Origin of the sequence: Bordetella genomosp. 5, assembly GCF_002261475.1 — a bacterium.
Lineage (GTDB): Bacteria > Pseudomonadota > Gammaproteobacteria > Burkholderiales > Burkholderiaceae_B > Bordetella.
This window is the reverse complement of the sequence record NZ_NEVN01000008.1, coordinates 294,434-310,565: the sequence shown is the minus strand read 5'-3', so window position 1 is coordinate 310,565 and position 16,132 is coordinate 294,434. Positions and strand designations below refer to the sequence as shown.

General features: G+C 66.1%; 15 protein-coding genes. 6 read left to right on the top strand and 9 right to left on the bottom strand.

Features of this window, described 5'->3' with window-relative positions; translation table 11 throughout:
- Positions 1 to 4: 4 nt before the first annotated feature.
- Positions 5 to 2,212, bottom strand: a complete 2,208-nt coding sequence (locus tag CEK29_RS15935) for a TonB-dependent siderophore receptor (RefSeq protein ID WP_094858662.1) — start codon at positions 2,210 to 2,212, stop codon at positions 5 to 7.
- Between the two features lie 205 nt (positions 2,213 to 2,417).
- On the opposite strand from CEK29_RS15935, the gene CEK29_RS15930 reads away from it, so the two are divergent.
- Positions 2,418 to 3,485 carry a helix-turn-helix transcriptional regulator gene (locus CEK29_RS15930; protein ID WP_094858724.1) on the top strand — a complete coding sequence of 356 codons (1,068 nt, stop codon included), beginning with the start codon at positions 2,418 to 2,420 and terminating at the stop codon, positions 3,483 to 3,485.
- A 28-nt stretch (positions 3,486 to 3,513) separates the two neighbouring features.
- Here CEK29_RS15930 and CEK29_RS15925 read toward each other — a convergent pair whose 3' ends face one another.
- From CEK29_RS15925 to CEK29_RS15905, 5 genes are all read right to left on the bottom strand, one after another.
- Positions 3,514 to 4,953 carry an NAD(P)(+) transhydrogenase (Re/Si-specific) subunit beta gene (locus CEK29_RS15925; RefSeq protein WP_094858661.1) on the bottom strand — a complete coding sequence of 480 codons (1,440 nt, stop codon included), beginning with the start codon at positions 4,951 to 4,953 and terminating at the stop codon, positions 3,514 to 3,516.
- Complete coding sequence (locus CEK29_RS15920; protein WP_094802011.1) at positions 4,950 to 5,267, bottom strand: NAD(P) transhydrogenase subunit alpha; 318 nt, start codon at positions 5,265 to 5,267, stop codon at positions 4,950 to 4,952. The genes CEK29_RS15925 and CEK29_RS15920 overlap by 4 nt, the downstream gene beginning before the upstream one ends.
- 2 nt (positions 5,268 to 5,269) lie before the next feature.
- The gene (locus CEK29_RS15915) at positions 5,270 to 6,388 is read right to left on the bottom strand and encodes a Re/Si-specific NAD(P)(+) transhydrogenase subunit alpha (protein WP_094858660.1); all 1,119 of its coding nucleotides are present in this window, start codon (positions 6,386 to 6,388) and stop codon (positions 5,270 to 5,272) included.
- A gap of 357 nt (positions 6,389 to 6,745) precedes the next feature.
- Entirely contained in the window at positions 6,746 to 7,621 is an 876-nt protein-coding gene (locus CEK29_RS15910; protein ID WP_094802008.1) for an N-formylglutamate amidohydrolase, read from the bottom strand.
- 61 nt (positions 7,622 to 7,682) lie between these two features.
- The gene (locus CEK29_RS15905) at positions 7,683 to 8,672 is read right to left on the bottom strand and encodes a Bug family tripartite tricarboxylate transporter substrate binding protein (RefSeq protein ID WP_094858659.1); all 990 of its coding nucleotides are present in this window, start codon (positions 8,670 to 8,672) and stop codon (positions 7,683 to 7,685) included.
- 150 nt (positions 8,673 to 8,822) lie between these two features.
- On the opposite strand from CEK29_RS15905, the gene gcvA reads away from it, so the two are divergent.
- From gcvA to CEK29_RS15890, 3 genes are all read left to right on the top strand, one after another.
- Positions 8,823 to 9,749: a transcriptional regulator GcvA gene (gene gcvA, locus CEK29_RS15900; RefSeq protein ID WP_094802005.1), complete on the top strand. Its 927-nt coding sequence runs from the start codon at positions 8,823 to 8,825 to the stop codon at positions 9,747 to 9,749.
- 7 nt (positions 9,750 to 9,756) lie between these two features.
- A complete protein-coding gene (gene mnmA / locus CEK29_RS15895; protein ID WP_094858658.1) occupies positions 9,757 to 10,878 on the top strand; it encodes a tRNA 2-thiouridine(34) synthase MnmA in 1,122 nt (373 codons plus the stop codon).
- 128 nt (positions 10,879 to 11,006) lie between these two features.
- A complete protein-coding gene (locus CEK29_RS15890) occupies positions 11,007 to 11,822 on the top strand; it encodes a sulfite exporter TauE/SafE family protein (RefSeq protein ID WP_094802001.1) in 816 nt (271 codons plus the stop codon).
- Between the two features lie 176 nt (positions 11,823 to 11,998).
- Here the strand turns inward: CEK29_RS15890 and CEK29_RS15885 are convergent, their stop codons facing one another.
- Positions 11,999 to 12,610 (bottom strand): glutathione S-transferase, encoded by a 612-nt coding sequence (locus CEK29_RS15885; RefSeq protein WP_094858657.1) that lies wholly within the window; start codon positions 12,608 to 12,610, stop codon positions 11,999 to 12,001.
- Between the two features lie 147 nt (positions 12,611 to 12,757).
- Here CEK29_RS15885 and purB point away from each other — a divergent pair, with 147 nt between their 5' ends.
- Both purB and CEK29_RS15875 read left to right on the top strand, forming a co-directional pair.
- Positions 12,758 to 14,134 (top strand): adenylosuccinate lyase, encoded by a 1,377-nt coding sequence (purB, locus tag CEK29_RS15880; RefSeq protein WP_094802224.1) that lies wholly within the window; start codon positions 12,758 to 12,760, stop codon positions 14,132 to 14,134.
- A gap of 71 nt (positions 14,135 to 14,205) precedes the next feature.
- A complete protein-coding gene (locus tag CEK29_RS15875; RefSeq protein ID WP_094801997.1) occupies positions 14,206 to 14,661 on the top strand; it encodes a c-type cytochrome in 456 nt (151 codons plus the stop codon).
- A gap of 103 nt (positions 14,662 to 14,764) precedes the next feature.
- On the opposite strand, the gene CEK29_RS15870 is transcribed toward CEK29_RS15875, so the two are convergent.
- Both CEK29_RS15870 and CEK29_RS15865 read right to left on the bottom strand, forming a co-directional pair.
- Complete coding sequence (locus CEK29_RS15870) at positions 14,765 to 15,439, bottom strand: cytochrome b/b6 domain-containing protein (protein ID WP_094858656.1); 675 nt, start codon at positions 15,437 to 15,439, stop codon at positions 14,765 to 14,767.
- Between the two features lie 54 nt (positions 15,440 to 15,493).
- Positions 15,494 to 15,775 carry a hypothetical protein gene (locus CEK29_RS15865; protein ID WP_094801993.1) on the bottom strand — a complete coding sequence of 94 codons (282 nt, stop codon included), beginning with the start codon at positions 15,773 to 15,775 and terminating at the stop codon, positions 15,494 to 15,496.
- Positions 15,776 to 16,132 lie beyond the last annotated feature (357 nt).

The following is a 16,132-nucleotide window of genomic DNA, read 5'->3' as shown; positions in this document are numbered from 1 at the left end:
TGCGTCAGAACGACACGGTGGCGGTCGCGAAGTAGGCGCGGCCCGGTTCGTTGTACGTGGCGGCCCCGGCATTGGCGGCATTGCCTTCACGATACAGTTGCTTGTCGAACAGGTTGTTCACGCCGACGCGGAAACGCAGGTTTTTGTTGACCTCGTAGCCCGCGCTCAGACCCACCAGGGCGTAGGGGCTGAGCTGCTGGCGGCCGCCGTCGGTGAGCGTCGCGCCGGTGCGCACGTTGGTGCTCGGGCCGACCTGCTTGCCGTAGTAGGTCACGTTGGCCTGGAACGACAGCTGCGGCGTGTAGAACCAGTCGAGCGTGCTGTTGATCGTGTACTTCGGAATCACGCTCAGCGGCTCGCCCGTGCTCTTGCTCTTGGACTGCATCATGTAAGTGAAGTTGGTGTTCCAGTCCAGGGTGCTTGCCAGCGGGATGAACAGATTGCCTTCGAAGCCCTCGACCACGGCCTTGCCGCTGTTGGTCCACTGCAGCACGCGCGCGCCGTTGGTCAGGCGGTATTCGATGTCGGTGCCGGCGACGATCTTGTTGCGATAGTCGTTGCGGAAGTACGCCATGCTGGTGCGCCACGTGCCCGGGTCGTACTCGAAGCCGATTTCCTTGTTGACGCTGGTTTCCGGCGACAGATCCGCGTTGCCCACCAGGTAGCAGCCGTTGGTGTTGGTCTCGGCGGCAATGCAACCCTGACCGCGGCTGTAGAGCAGGTAGTTCGGGTTGGACTGGTACAGGTTCGGCGCCTTGTAGGCGCGCGCGATGCCGCCCTTGATCTTGAACGCGTCCGTGACCGCGTACGAGGCGTTCAGGCTGGGGCTCCAGTTGCTGCCGAACTCGCTGTTGTAGTCCAGGCGCACGCCGGGCGTCAGCATGGCGCGCGTGCTCAGCTCGATGTTGTCTTCGACGAAGAGGGCGTAGCTGTTCTGCTTGGTCTTGGAGTCGCGGCCCTCGGCGCTGGTGCCGCCGATGGTGCCGCCGGTGTACGTCTGGCGCAGGCCGCTGGGGTCGTCCAGGCTCTCGCGCAGCCATTCAACGCCGACCGTCGCCACCTGCTCGAAGCCGAGATGGAACGGCACGTTGGCCTCGGCGGCGCCGCGCCAGTTCTTCAGTCGGGCCGTGGCGAAGCCGAGGTCGGTCGGCGCGCCTTCGGGGCCGCCGGCCAGGCCTTCCTGCTGGCGCGAGTTGCGCGTGTAGTCGTAGCCCAGCGAGGCGCGCGTCGTGCCCCAGTCGTAGCTGCCGCGATGCGTGAGCGCGTAGTTCTCGCGGTACATGATGTTGGTTTCGTCGCCATACAGACTGTCGCTGAAGTCGCTGTTGGCGTTGTTCATCGTGTCGCCGGCGTAGATGTTGCCCTGGCGGCTGTAACCCAGATCCAGGTCGAACGTGTTCTGCGCGTTGGCTTTCCAGGAGAACAGGGCGTTCAGATCCTGGTTGATGACGCCTTCGCGTCCGGCCGTGCTGGTCGTGCCGTTGGCGCCCGCCGCGGCGCGGCCGGCGTTGATGTCGCGGGCATCGGCGTTGGTCTTGTTGTAGTTGCCATAGACCCGCATCGAGAGGCTCTCGCTCAACGGGCTGGCGAGGCGGACATTGACGCGATTGGTGTTGCCTTCCTTGCTGTCCTCGGGCTGGTTCAGGTAATACGTGATCGAGCCCGACGGCTTGTCGGTGGGGCGCTTGGTGATGATGTTGACCACGCCGCCCATCGCACCCGAGCCATACCGCGCGGCGGCCGGGCCACGGATCACTTCGATGCGTTCGACCTCTTCGGCCGGCACCCAGTTGGTGTCGCCGCGCGTGTCGCGATCGCCGTTCCAGCCGTAGCGCACGGCATTGCGCGAGGACGTGGGTTTGCCGTCGATCAGGATCAGGGTGTTCTCCGGGCCCATGCCGCGAATGTCGATCTGGCGGTTGTTGCCCCGCGCACCGCTGGCGCTGTTGCCGGTCAGGTTCACGCCGGGTTCGCGGCGGATCAGATCCGAGAGATCGTTGCTCGGCGGACGGCGCGCAATCTCCTCGGCCGTGATCACCGAGACGCCCAGCGACTCCTTCACTTCTTCTTCGGCGGTGCCGAGCACCTGCACCGCGGCCATCTCCTGGATCTGCGACGGATCCTGGATCTGGGTGGCCTGGGCATGGGCGAGGCCGGACCAGGCCATGACGAGGGCGGCGCTGGCGTAGTGCAGCGGATACCGGCAAGACATACGAGGAAACTCCATGTGCGGTGCAAAGCGGCGGCGCAGGCGTGATCGGCGCCAGGGCGGGCCGGCGATTTGCTATTTAGTTGGGAATGATTTTTAATACCGTTTGATTTTTCATGATTCTGTCAGGGAACGCGGCGGCTCAGCTTTGTGCGGAAACCAACCGTCTTTGCGCCGGCGCCATATCCCGCACTTCCGTTCGATGTCCATGTCTCTGCCGACCGCGCTCTCCGACCGGCCGCGCGACCATGCCGCGCCGGTGTCCTGCTCGACTGTCGATACCCTGGTGCGCCAGACCGCCGCCGATCATTACCTGACCGTCCCCGGCGAGGATCGCCCGGTGTTCGAAGGGGTGTTCGACGTGACCGCGCTCGAACCGGGGCTGATCGCGCATCGGATCGACGTGCGTGACGTGCAGGGCAGCACGGTCAGGGCCACGCTCAAACCGGCGCTGCGGCTGGGCTTCACGATCGGGGGCTACGCCAACATGGCGATCGCCTGCCGCGCGCTGCCCACCGGTCCCGGACGGGGCGCGCCGATCACGGCGTGGATGATGGCCTTGCACGAGCCCGCGACGTTCTCGCGCCAGTCACGGCGCGGCGATGTCGAGCGCACCGTCGATCTGGCCTTCGGCGCCACCTGGCTCGCCGACCACTTCGGCGATGACAGCGCAATCGTCGCGTTCGCACGGACCCACCTTGCCACGCGCACCTGGACCCCCTCGGCCCAGGCGCTGGCCAACGTCGAGCAGATGCTGCGGCCGCCGGCGCTGGATGCCGCGACCACGCGGCTCTATCTGCGGTCGCGCGCCTTCGATCTGCTGGTCGAGGCGGCAAGCCAGCTCGGGCAGGCGTCGGATCCCTCGCCGCAGGCAGGCTCGGGACTCGGCAAGCGCGATTGGCTACGCATGCGCAGCGTGCGGGATCTGCTGGAGAGCGGGGCGGCCGACCATATGTCGCTCGAACAGATCGCGCTGCAGGCCTGCGTCAGCGCCAACACCTTGCAGCGGCATTTCCGCGCGGCCTGGGGCTGCACGGTATTCGAGTTTCTGCGCGAGGCGCGCATGCAGCGCGCGCGGGTGGCGCTCGAGCGCGACGGCGTGACCGTGGCGCAGGCGGCCTGGCTGGCCGGCTACAACAGCCCGGCGAATTTCGCCACGGCGTTCCGGCGCCATTACGGGGTATCGCCGGGACAGTTGCGCGCGCATCTGGGCGGCGCGGAGGCCGGGGCGCCCGGCCGTTCGCGCAGCGCCGGCGCGGGCGGCGCGCCGGCATAAGCTACCGGCGGCGCCCGTCGCGGGCGGTCTACTCCACCGCCTTGACCATGTCTTCGAGCACCTTCTTGGCGTCGCCGAAGACCATCATCGTGCCATCCATGTAGAACAGCTCGTTATCCAGCCCCGCATAGCCTGCCGCCATCGAACGCTTGTTCACGATCACATTGCGGGCGCGGTAGGCCTCGAGAATCGGCATGCCCGCGATGGGCGATTGCGGGTCGTTCTTGGCGGCGGGGTTCACCACGTCGTTGGCACCGAGGATCAGGGCGACGTCTGTTTGCGAGAATTCGCCGTTGATCTCGTCCATCTCGAATACCTGATCGTAGGGCACCTCGGCCTCGGCCAGCAGGACGTTCATGTGGCCCGGCATGCGGCCCGCGACGGGATGGATCGCGTACTTCACGGTCACGCCTTTCTCGGTGAGCTTGGCCGCCAGTTCCTTCAGGGCATGCTGTGCGCGCGCCACCGCCAGACCGTAACCCGGCACGATGATGACGCTCTCGGCATTGGCGAGCAGGAACGCGGCGTCTTCGGCACTGCCCGACTTCACCGGACGCTGTTGCGCATCGCCGGCCGGGCCGCCCGTGCCCGCCTGCGCGCCGAAGCCGCCGAGCAGCACATTGAAGAACGATCGGTTCATCGCCTTGCACATGATGTACGACAGGATCGCGCCCGACGAGCCCACCAGCGAGCCGGCAATGATGAGCATGGGGTTGTTGAGCGAGAACCCGATGCCGGCCGCCGCCCAGCCGGAATAGCTGTTGAGCATGGACACCACGACCGGCATGTCGGCGCCGCCGATCGGAATGATGATGAGCACGCCCAGCACGAAGGCCAGCAGCGTCATCAGCACGAAGGGCAGCCAGGCCTGCGTCGCCATGAACCAGAAGCCGCAGCCCAGCATGGCCAGCGCCAGGGCGAGGTTGACGAAATGCTGGCCCGTGAACACCACCGGCGCACCCTGGAACAGCCGGAACTTGTACTTGCCCGACAGCTTGCCGAACGCGATCACCGAGCCGGAGAACGTGATCGCGCCCACGAAGGTGCCGACGAACAGTTCGAAGCGGTTGCCGGTCGGGATCGGCGCGCCGCGCGCGGCGATGTTGAAGGCGTGCGGTTCGGCCACCACGGCCACCGCGATCGCCACCGCCGCCAGACCGATCATGCTGTGCATGAAGGCCACCAGCTCGGGCATTTTGGTCATCTCGACCCGGCGGGCCATCAGGGTGCCGACGCTGCCGCCGATCAGCAGGCCCAGCACCACCCAGCCCAGGCCGAGCGCGGCGGGACCGCCGCCCGACAGGCTGTGGATGAGCGCGCCGGTGGTGAGCACGGCGATGGTCATGCCCGCCATGCCGAAGGCATTGCCCAGGCGCGAGGTGGTCGGATGCGACAGGCCCTTGAGCGCCTGAATGAAGCAGATCGATGCGATCAGATAGAAAAGCGTGACGAGGTTCAGAGAGATCATTGCGTGCCCTCCCGCGCGGGCTTGCGTTCCTTCTTCTTGAACATCTCGAGCATGCGGCGCGTGACCAGGAAACCGCCGAACACGTTGACGGCGGCGAGCGCCACGGCGAGCACGCCCATCGCGCGCGCCAGGCCGCCTTCGGTCAGCGCGGCGGCCAGCATGGCGCCGACGATGATGATGGCGGAGATCGCGTTGGTCACCGCCATGAGCGGGGTGTGCAGGGCCGGCGTGACGTTCCAGACCACGTGGTAGCCGACGTAGATCGCCAGCACGAAGATGATCAGGTTGATGAGGGTGGGGCTGATGGCTTCCATGTTCAGGTCCTCCGCAAGACCTGGCCGCCCTCGCACATCAGGCAGGCCGCAACGATTTCGTCATCGCGCTTGATCGCAAGCGCGCCTTGGGCATCGACAATCAGCTTGACGAAGTCGAGCAGATTGCGGGCATACAGCGCCGACGCGTCGGTGGGCAGCAGGCCGGGCAGGTTGGTGAGCCCGATCAGCGTGACGCCGTGCGCCTGCACGACCTCGCCCTTCACGGACAGCGGGCAGTTGCCGCCGCGTTCGACCGCCAGGTCCACCACCACCGAACCGGGCTTCATCGAGGCGACGGTTTCGGCCGTGAGCAGGACCGGGGCCGGCCGACCCGGAATCAGCGCGGTCGCAATGACGATGTCCGCATCCTTGCAGCGCTCGGCCACGCGCTGGGCCTGACGCGCCATCCAGGCGGGCGGCATCGGGCGGGCGTAGCCACCCGTGCCTTGCGCGATCTCGCGCTCTTCGTCCGTTTCGTAGGGGACGTCGATGAATTTCGCGCCCAGCGATTCGATCTGCTCGCGCGCGGCGGGTCTGACATCGGAGGCCTCGACCACGGCGCCGAGCCGGCGCGCGGTGGCGATGGCCTGCAGCCCGGCAACGCCGGCGCCGAGCACGACCACGCGCGCAGCCTTGAGCGTGCCCGCCGCGGTCATCATCATCGGAAAGAGGCGGCCGTATTGGTTGGCGGCCAGCAACACCGCCTTGTAGCCCGCCAGGTTGGCCTGTGACGACAGCACGTCCAGGCTTTGCGCGCGCGTGATGCGCGGCGCGGCTTCGAGCGCGAAGGCCGTCAGCCCGGCGGCGGCGAGCCGCTGGAGCTGTTCGGCATCGAACGGGTCGAGCATACCGGCGAGTACCGCGCCGCTGCGCATTCGCGCGAGCTCGGCGGCATCCGGAGCCCGCACCTTGAGAACCAGCTCCGAGCCCAATGCCTGTGCGGCATCGGCGAGGCGGGCGCCGGCAGTCTCGAATGCACTGTCCGGATAATGCGCGGCCTGACCCGCGCCGTGTTCGACTACAACTGCATGGCCACTGGCGACGTACTTCTTGACCGTCTCCGGCGTGGCGGCGACACGGGTTTCCCCGTCTCGGGTTTCTTTAGGTATCCCGATCTGCATCGACGCTCCTCCTCGAAGGGTGAGCGTAGTTATACACGAGGGGCGGCATCGCGCACGCTGCGCCTTCGGCTTGCTGCCCCCCGAGGGGGCGTTTTTGTCTTGGGGCGGCCCGGCGACAAAAATGCCCCCACGCTGCGCCTTCGGCTTGCTGCCCCCCGAGGGGGCGTTTTGTCTTGGGGCGGCCCGGCGACAAAAAATGCCCCCACGCTGCGCCTTCGGCTTGCTGCCCCCCGAGGGGGCGTTTTTGTCTTGGGGCGGCCCGGCGACAAAAAACGCCCCTCGGCCTTGCGGCGCGAGGGGCGTGGGGTCGATGCGCGGTCGTGGCCGCGGCATCGCGTGCGTGCAGAACGTCCGGCGTCAGGCCGTCTGCGCGCGCGTCCAGTCAACCAGCGCGATGGTCAGTTCGCGCAGATGGTTTTTAAGACGAACGTAGTTTTCGCTGGGTTGCAGCGACACTTCATCCATATACAGCTTGCGGTTGATCTCGATCTGCAGGCTGTGGCGGCCTTCGGCGGGGCGGCCGAAGGCGCGCACGAGTTCCACGCCCTTGTACGGATCGTTGACCGTCACGTTGTAGCCGCGCTCGCGCAACCAGGCCGCGACGAACTCGCGGAAGGCCGGGTCGCTCGTCGCGCCGTCGCGGTCACCCAGCACGAAGTCGGGGTGCACGAGGCCGGGCTTGTCGGTCGCGTAGGCGCCGGCCACGCTGGGCATCGAGTGGCAGTTGATGTGCCATACCTTGCCAAAGCGCGCGTGCGCCTTGTCGAGCAGGGTGCCGAGCTGCGCGTGGTAAGGCTTCCAGCAGGCTTCGATGCGATGACGCACTTCGGCCACCGACAGCTTGCGGTCGTACAGCGGGGTGCCGTCGTCGAGCATGCGCCAGATCAGGCCCTTGCCCAGGCGCACCTTGGGCGACTCGCTGATCGCATCGGGCCACGCTTCGTCGAGCAGAAGCTGGTCGATTTCTTCGGCGCCGCGGTTGGCGTCGATGTAAGCGCGCGGAAAGGAGGCGCCAAGCAGCGGCACGCCCAGGTCCACCGCATCGCCCCACAGATCATCCACCCACGTATCTTCCGCGGTGCGCAGGGCGCCGAAGCCGACGGCGGGCGCGAAATCCGGCGGGTACGTCGTGCCGCTGTGCGGCGAGTCCAGCACCAGCGGTGCGCAGAGCGGCGCGTCCGGGTAGTTCTGCGGCGAATCGAGTCGGTAAGACAGGGGCTTGATGATAGGCATGACGAAACGGGTGCTACGAAAAGGGGTGATGGTCCCCGCCCGGGGGCGGGGACCCGATCGCTCAGTCGATCTTCACGTTGGCTTCTTTGGCGATACGCTTGTTCTTGGCGATTTCGGTAGCGATCTGCTGCGCGAATTCGGCCGGCGTGTTCGCCACGGGCGCGGCGCCCAGGCCTTCGAGGCGCTTCTTCACGTCGTCTTCGGCGCTGACCTTGACGACGGCGGCGTGCAGCTTCTCGAGGATCGGAGCGGGCACCTTGGCCGGGGCCACGAGGCCGAACCACGACGAATCATTCACTGGCGTGAGACCCGCTTCGGCGAAGGTCGGCACGTTGGGCAGCGCGGCGACGCGCTGGGGCGCGGCCACGGCCAGCGCGACCAGGGCGCCTTGCTGGATGTGCGGCAGCGAGGAGGGCAGGTTGTCGAACAGCACGTCGACCTGGCCGGCCAGCGTGTCGTTCAGCGCGGGGCCCACGCCACGGTAAGGCACGTGCATCAGATCGGTGCCCGAAGCCATCTTGAACATTTCGCCCATCATGTGCGAAACCGAGCCGTTGCCGGCCGAGGCGTACGTCAGCTTGCCCGGCTCTTTCTTGGCCAGCGCGACGAAGTCGGCCATGCTCTTGGCCTGCACCTTCGGATTCACGGTCATGACGTTCGGCACGGCAGCCAGATTCGAGATCGGGCTGAAGTCCTTTTCGGCGTCGAACGGCAGGTTGTGATAGATGGCCGGGTTGATGCCGTGCGTGCTGACGGTGGCGATGCCCAGCACGTAGCCGTCGGGCGCGCTCGAGGCGACGAAGGCGCTGCCGATCGAGCCGCCGGCACCGCCGCGGTTCTCGACGACGACGGTCTGACCGAGTTCCTTGGTCAGCTTGTCGGCGAACAGGCGGCCGACGATGTCGGTGGTGCCGCCCGGCGGGAAGGGCACGATCAGGCGGATGGGTTTGTTCGGATAGCTGTCTTGCGCGTGGGCGACACCGGCGGCAAACGGCGAGGCCAGGACAGCAGCGGCGAGGGACAGGCCCAGAATGACATTGCGACGTTGCATGAGTTTCCCCTGTAGGAAATTAGTTCGGATGCATAAGCAAACCTGTCGATTCTGAAAGGTGCCCCTGGTTTGCACAAACGAAAGATTCTCCGTAAGCTATTCCTTTTACTCATGCCAGAGCTGTAAGCAAATCTGGCGGTATTGCGAAGTATGCGTCGATTCTGTCCCTCGCTGACCGACCTGCAGGCCTTCGAAGTGGCTGCCAGGCATAGCAGTTTTACCCGCGCCGCCCAGGAGCTCTGCGTGACGCAGGGCGCCGTGAGCAAACAAGTGAAACATTTGGAAGAGTTCGTCGGTGTCGAGCTATTCCTGCGGATCAGGCAAGGGCTGGTCCTGACCGAGGCGGGCCGCAGCTATCTGAAGAAGGTGCAGGCGGGCCTGTCGCAGATCGAGGCCGCCACCGTCGAGCTCATCGCCCACCAGGGGCGCGGCGGCACGCTCAACCTCACCGCCATGCCGACCTTCGGCGCGCGCTGGCTCATTCCGCGGCTGATCGCCTTCAATCGCCTGCGTCCGGATATCCACGTCGAATTCATGCCGCACCGGCAGGGCTACGACTTTTCCACGCCCGAGCTCGATGCGGCCGTGCGATTCGGCGAGGGGATCTGGCCCGGCAGCGGCGCCGACTACATCGTGGGCCGCGAGATCGTGCCCGTGTGCAGTCCGCGTCTCATTGCCGAGGGCTGCGACGACGCGGCCGACCTGCTGCGCTATCCCTTGCTGCACCACACCTCGGCGCTCGAGGGCTGGTTCGAGTGGTTCGAGCAGGCCGGCTGCGACACGCGCCGCAGCCTCGAAGGCGCCCGCTTCGATCAATACTCGCTGTTGTCGCAAGCCGCGGCCGCGAGCTTCGGCATTGCGCTGATTCCGCGCTGTCTGATCGAGGACGAGCTGCGCGACGGCAAGCTCGTCGTGCCCATTCAGCTGCCCATCCGGGCGCGCCAGGGCTACTACCTGTGCTACCCGGAGCAGAAGGCCAACCTGCCCACGCTGCAGGCATTCCGGGCCTGGCTGATGGAGGTGTCGCGCGCGGCCGAGCCCGTGCCGGCCGCCACGGACGCCATCGCACTAAAATAGAGTCATCATGCTTCATACCTCCACCAAGAAAGGCCGCGTCGTGGTCGGGATGTCGGGCGGGGTCGATTCGTCGGTCACGGCCTGGCTTCTCAAACAACAAGGCTATGAGGTCGTCGGCCTTTTCATGAAAAACTGGGAAGACGACGACGATTCCGAATACTGTTCCACCCGCCAGGATCTGCTCGATGCCGCGAGCGTCGCGGATCTCGTGGGCGTGGACTTCGAGTTCGTCAATTTCGCCTCCGAGTACAAAGACCGCGTGTTCGCCGACTTCCTGCGCGAATACTCGGCGGGCCGCACGCCCAACCCGGATGTGCTGTGCAATGCCGAGATCAAGTTCAAGGCATTCCTGGATCACGCCATGGCGCTGGGCGCCGAGCACATCGCCACCGGCCACTACGCGCGCGTGCGCGCGGTCGAGGCGGCCGGCGGGCAGGGCACCGAATACCAGTTGCTCAAGGCGCTCGACGCCTCGAAAGATCAAAGCTATTTTCTGCATCGCCTCAACCAGGCGCAGCTGTCGCGCACGCTGTTTCCGCTCGGCGAGCTGCACAAGACCGAGGTGCGGCGCATCGCGCACGAGATCGGCCTGCACAATGCCGCCAAGAAAGACTCGACGGGCATCTGCTTCATCGGCGAGCGGCCCTTCCGCGAGTTTCTGAATCGCTATCTGCCGACGGCGCCGGGTCCGATTCTGACGCCCGAGGGCAAGCGCGTGGGCACGCATCACGGCCTGTCGTTCTACACGCTCGGCCAGCGCAAGGGCCTGGGCATCGGCGGCGTGAAGGGCAGCCAGCGCGACGACGGCACGGCAGACGCCTGGTACTCGGCGCGCAAAGACCTCGAGAACAACACGCTCTATGTGGTGCAGGGGCACGATCATCCGTGGCTGCTGTCCAGCCGCCTGAACGCGCAGGATGCGAGCTGGGTGGCGGGACACGCACCCGAGGCGCGAGGGTTCGGCGCCAAGACCCGCTATCGCCAGACCGACGCCGCGTGCCAGCTGGCGCAGGCCGACGGCGAGGGATTCACGCTCGAGTTCGCGCAACCGCAGTGGGCCGTCACGCCCGGGCAATCCGCGGTGCTTTACGATGGCGAAGTTTGTCTGGGCGGTGGCATCATCGCCTGACGCGTGGCCACCCGACGGTGGCTGCGATGTTGCAATGCCGGTCTTCGAGGGGAAGACCGACAGGTTCCAAGGGGCCGGCCAGCGATGGCGGGCCCCGATTTTCATAAATCGATAGAGAGGGGAAGGTTGTGGATGTGACGTTGGTGATTTGCCTGTTGGCGCTGGGCGCGCTGGTGGGATTTGCTGCAGGTTTGCTGGGCATCGGCGGTGGGATGTTGCTGGTGCCGTTCCTGACCATGCTGTTTACCTGGCAGGGCATGGCGCCCGATCTGGTCGTGCACGTGGCGATCGCCACCTCCATGACGTCGATTCTGTTCACGTCCGTCTCGAGCGTGCGCGCGCACCAGCAGAAGGGCACGATCAACTGGAAGATCGTCGGGGCGATGGCGCCCGGCATCATCATCGGCGGCCTGATTTCCGGCGGCGCGGTCTTCGCCGCCCTCAATACGGGCTGGCTCTCGCTGGTGTTCGCGATCTTCGTCGGCTACTCGGGCTGGAGCATGCTGCGCAACAAGAAGCCCAAGCCCACCCGGCAGATGCCGGGCGTGGTCGGCACGACGGCGGCCGGCGCAGGTATCGGCTTCCTGTCGGGTCTGGTCGGGGCGGGCGGCGGTTTTCTGTCCGTGCCGTTCATGGTGTGGTGCAACGTGGCGCTGCATACCGCGGTGTCCACGTCGGCGGCCCTGGGCTTTCCCATTGCGCTGGCCAACAGCGTGGGCTACATCATCTCGGGCCTGAACGAAGAAATCTCGCGCCCCGGCATGCTGGGCTTCATCTACTGGCCCGCGCTGCTGGCGCTGATCTGCACCAGCGTGCTGACCGCACCCTTCGGCGCGCGCATGGCGCATCGCCTGCCGGTGGTCACGCTCAAGCGCGTGTTCGCCTTCCTGCTGTTCGCGCTGGCGGCCTACATGCTGTTCAAGGCCTGGCAGGCATTTGCCTGACGAGGCGGCGGCGCGCCCACGGGCGCGCCGTGGGTGAGGGTGGGGCCGCCTAGGTGGGGCCGCCTAGGTGGGGCTGCCCGGCCCGCCTGAGGCCCCATGCAAAACGCCCCGGATCCCGCATTGCGGCGTCCGGGGCGTTTTGCATCACGGGGCGCGAGCGCCCTGCGTCGTTCAGATCAGGTGTTGGGCGGCAGCGTGTCGATGAACGACTGGCGCGCGCTCAGCTTTTCGTGCAGACGTAGCAGGTTGGGCTGCGATGCGCGCCAATCGAGCTCGGCGAAGCGCAGGTCGAGATAGCCGAGGGCGCAGCCCACGGCGATGTCGGCCAGGGTGTAGTTCACCCCCATGCAATGCACGTTGTCGCCGAGGCTGTTGTTCATGGCGTCGAGGCTGGCGTGGATCTTGGCGTACTGACGCTCGATCCAGCTGGCGCTGCGTTCGGCGGCCGGTCGCTTGTTTTCCTGCACGATCGTCACGCAGGCGTCGAGCAGGCCGTCGGCGATGGCTTCCCAGCACTTGACCGCCGCGCGGTCGCGGCCGGACTGCGGAATCAGCCGCGCCACGGGAGACAGGGTATCGAGATACTCGACGATGACGCGCGAGTCGAACAGCGCGCCGCCATCTTCCATCACCAGGCAGGGAACCTTGCCCAGCGGGTTGTATTGCTGGATCTGCGTATCCGCGGACCAGACATTTTCGAGCTCGAGCTTGTAATCCAGCTTTTTTTCCGCCATGACGACGCGCACTTTGCGCACGTAAGGACTGGTAAGCGAGCCGATGAGTTTCATTTTTGTAAGGCGTAGTCGAAGCGGGCGCAGTATAGCGCAGGACCGACCCCCATTTGTCGCAGGGGCCAATCCGGGCGACGCCAGATTGTTACAGAAGGGCGGGTGATAAAATCGTGGCCCGCCTCCCAACCGCTATTTTTGATGATCATGCAGATTGCCGCCCAGCTTACCCAACTCAATGCCCTTTCGCCACTCGACGGGCGCTACGCGTCGCGCGGCGATGCGCTGCGGGGGCTGCTGTCCGAAGCCGGCTTCATGGCCCATCGTGTCGAGGTCGAAGTGGCGTGGCTGATCGCGCTCTCCGATGCCGGCCTGCCCGAGCTGCCGTCCTTCACGCCGGCCGCCCGCGAGCGCCTGGCCCAGCTCGTGCGCGACTTCTCCGAGTCGGATGCCGAGCGCATCAAGGACATCGAGCGCGTCACCAACCACGACGTCAAGGCGGTTGAATACTGGCTCAAGGAGCGCGTGGCCGACGACGCCGAGCTGGCGCGCGCGGCCGAGTTCATCCATTTCGCCTGCACCTCCGAAGACATCAACAACACCTCGCATGCGCTGATGCTCACTCGCGCGCGTGATCAGGTGGTGGTGCCGCGCCTGCGCGACATGGTCGCCAAGCTCAACGAAATCGCCACCGCTCAGGCCGACCAGCCCATGCTGTCGCGCACCCACGGCCAGCCCGCCAGCCCCACCACGCTGGGCAAGGAATTCGCCAACGTGGCCGCCCGCCTGGCGCGTGCCGTGAGCGCGATCGAGGCCGTCGAGCCGCTCGCCAAGCTCAATGGCGCCACCGGCAACTACAACGCTCACCTGTCGGCCTATCCCGAGATCGACTGGCCCGAGTTCAGCCGCAAGGTCCTGGCCGGCCTGGGTCTCACGCAAAACCGCCACACGATCCAGATCGAACCGCACGACTGGATGGCCGCGCTGTTCGACGCCATCGCGCGCGCCAACGTGATCGTGCTTGACCTGGATCGCGACATCTGGGGCTACATCGCGCTGGGCTACTTCAAGCAGCGCCTGAAAGAAGGCGAGGTCGGTTCCTCCACGATGCCGCACAAGGTCAACCCGATCGACTTCGAAAACTCCGAAGGCAATCTGGGGCTGGCCAACGCCGTGCTGCGTCACCTTTCCGAGAAGCTGCCGGTGTCGCGCTGGCAGCGTGACCTGACCGATTCCACGGTGCTGCGCAACCTGGGCGTGGGTCTGGGTTACTGCCTGGTCGCGTGGGATTCGTGCATGCGTGGCCTGGGCAAGCTCGAGGTCAACGCGGCCGCGATCGACGCCGACATCGACGCGTGCTGGGAAGTCCTGGCCGAACCGGTGCAAACTGTCATGCGCCGCTATGGTCTGCCCCAGCCCTACGAGCAGCTCAAGGCGCTGACCCGTGGCAAGGGCATCAACGAAGAAGGTCTGCGCGAGTTCATTACCGGTCTCGAGCTGCCCGAAGAGCCCAAGGCGCGCCTGCTCGCCATGACGCCGCGCAGCTATATCGGACTGGCCGCGAAGCTCGCCCGAACGGTATAGTGTGGCCACGCTGGCATGGCCTCTCGAGGGCCGTGCCAGCGGGTCCCATTGCCGTCTCAGGAGAGAGCCCCATGAAGAAGTTGTCCGCGATTGCCGCGCTCGTCTGTACGTCGCTTGCGCCGCTCATGATCGCGCCGGCGCATGCCCAGTTCGCCAAGGCCGAGGATGCGGTCAAGTACCGCGAAGCCTCGTTCAAACTCATCGCATCGCATTTCGGCCGCATGCAGCCGGTCGTGCGCGGCCAGGCGCCTTACGATGCCGCCCAGATCAAGGCCAACGTGGACGTCCTCAAGACGCTCGCCACGCTGCCCTGGGCCGCGTTTGGTCCGGGCACCGAAGGCGGCGACGCCAAGCCCGAGATCTGGAGCAACGCCGATGATTTCAAGGCCAAGCAACAGCGTCTGATCGACAACGTCAATAAGCTGTCTGTTGCCGCCGACGCGGGTGACCTCGACAAGGTGCGTGCCGCATTCGGTGATGTGGGCGCCAGCTGTAAGGCCTGTCACGACGCCTATCGCAAGAAGTGATCGGACGCCGCAGCGTCAGGAGCCCCACCGGATTTCTGGCACCGCAATGAAAAACGCCCGCTGGCAGCGATGCCGACGGGCGTTTGTCTTTGGAGGCTCGGAATCAGTAGCTCGGCACGACCTCGAGGGTGCGCAGCCACAGGACGAAGGCGGTGATGGCAACGGCCAGCACCAGCGCCGCCACGCGCGTGCCCCAGCCATCGCGCGCGGGCGTGGTGTCGAGCGGCAGCTCGTGGACCGGGGCGTTGCCGGTGATCATCGCGCGCACCAGCCGCTGGCGCCGCACCAGGGCATACCAGAGCACCGCCAGCAGGTGCAGGCCCAGCAGGCCGTAGATGATCCATTCGTTTTGCTTGTGCAGCGACGTCAGCGTGGCCGCCAGGTCTTCGCTCGCGTAGCTATACAGCGGGCCCTGGATCATGATGTCGTCGGTGGTGAACAGACCGCTCGCGGCCTGAAAGCCCAACACCAGCAACATGGCGATGACCGACAGTGCGCCCAGCGGATTGTGCCCGGCCTGACGCGCGCCGCGCAGGTAGTCGCGCAACGCGCTCGGGCCGCGCACGAAGGTGGTGAACCGTGCGTAGCGCGGGCCGACGAAGCCCCAGATCAGGCGGAACAGGATCAGGCCGAACGTGGCCAGCCCGAATCGGACGTGCCAGTCCATATAGAGGCCCCCCAGTTTCACCGTGACCAGGGCGCCGATCACACAGGTGGCGAGGGCCCAGTGAAAGAGTCGGGTGGGGAGATCCCAGATACGAACGGCGGAAGCGGACATGGCGGGTAAAGGGCGGCGATAGATCGCCGCACTTTAGCACGCAGCCATGGCCGTTTACGCGTGCTGCTGGTGACGTACGGACTCGATCCGATGCACGTGTTCGTGACGGAAGCGAATGCGGGCGGCGCGAGCGCCGGCGCCGTTGCCGGCGCACACCAGGTCGGTGGTGTAGGTGGTCGTGCCGTTGTACGGCGCGTTGTAGATCACCTTGGCGCGAATGGCTGGGCCATCGGCCACTTGCAGATGGACGACATCGCCCACGTTGATCTGCATGTTGTCGAGTGCGGAGCGATCTGCGCGGCGCACGAGATTTTTAATGTTGAAAAGCGAATTCATGAGTTTCCTCGTTCAAGTTCTAGTTGTGGAAACGGCAGTGCGGGATGCTTCGGAGGCGGCGGGCGCCGACCTCCTGGCTCCGGCGGGTGCCGGGGTGTCGCCGTTCTGACCACGGAGGGTCGGGACAGAGACGGACCCGCTGCACAGTGCAGCGGTCGACAGGCGCGTCCGATGCCGATGGCAAAAGGCGCGCCACAAGGCCGGGCGGGTCGCGTTCTGGAAACACGCGGAACTCGGCCTGCTCGTGCGTTGGGTGAGTCGCACGAGGTTTAAAAGCCACGTCGGCTAAGCCGCCCTGGCTGGGTTGGAAATCGAGCGCGACGTCCTCGAGCTGCCCTTGCGCACCGGGATGGTTAT

Excerpts from the sequence above, each read along its gene's own strand:
- CEK29_RS15905 (WP_094858659.1), bottom strand. The coding sequence starts at position 8,672 with ATGCAACGTCGCAATGTCATTCTGGGCCTGTCCCTCGCCGCTGCTGTC.
- CEK29_RS15865 (WP_094801993.1), bottom strand. The coding sequence starts at position 15,775 with ATGAATTCGCTTTTCAACATTAAAAATCTCGTGCGCCGCGCAGATCGC.
- CEK29_RS15910 (WP_094802008.1), bottom strand. The coding sequence starts at position 7,621 with ATGCCTATCATCAAGCCCCTGTCTTACCGACTCGATTCGCCGCAGAAC.
- purB (WP_094802224.1), top strand. The coding sequence starts at position 12,758 with ATGCAGATTGCCGCCCAGCTTACCCAACTCAATGCCCTTTCGCCACTC.
- CEK29_RS15870 (WP_094858656.1), bottom strand. The coding sequence starts at position 15,439 with ATGTCCGCTTCCGCCGTTCGTATCTGGGATCTCCCCACCCGACTCTTT.
- CEK29_RS15930 (WP_094858724.1), top strand. The coding sequence starts at position 2,418 with ATGTCTCTGCCGACCGCGCTCTCCGACCGGCCGCGCGACCATGCCGCG.
- CEK29_RS15915 (WP_094858660.1), bottom strand. The coding sequence starts at position 6,388 with ATGCAGATCGGGATACCTAAAGAAACCCGAGACGGGGAAACCCGTGTC.
- CEK29_RS15885 (WP_094858657.1), bottom strand. The coding sequence starts at position 12,610 with ATGAAACTCATCGGCTCGCTTACCAGTCCTTACGTGCGCAAAGTGCGC.
- CEK29_RS15925 (WP_094858661.1), bottom strand. The coding sequence starts at position 4,953 with ATGATCTCTCTGAACCTCGTCACGCTTTTCTATCTGATCGCATCGATC.
- CEK29_RS15920 (WP_094802011.1), bottom strand. The coding sequence starts at position 5,267 with ATGGAAGCCATCAGCCCCACCCTCATCAACCTGATCATCTTCGTGCTG.
- gcvA (WP_094802005.1), top strand. The coding sequence starts at position 8,823 with ATGCGTCGATTCTGTCCCTCGCTGACCGACCTGCAGGCCTTCGAAGTG.
- CEK29_RS15935 (WP_094858662.1), bottom strand. The coding sequence starts at position 2,212 with ATGTCTTGCCGGTATCCGCTGCACTACGCCAGCGCCGCCCTCGTCATG.
- mnmA (WP_094858658.1), top strand. The coding sequence starts at position 9,757 with ATGCTTCATACCTCCACCAAGAAAGGCCGCGTCGTGGTCGGGATGTCG.
- CEK29_RS15875 (WP_094801997.1), top strand. The coding sequence starts at position 14,206 with ATGAAGAAGTTGTCCGCGATTGCCGCGCTCGTCTGTACGTCGCTTGCG.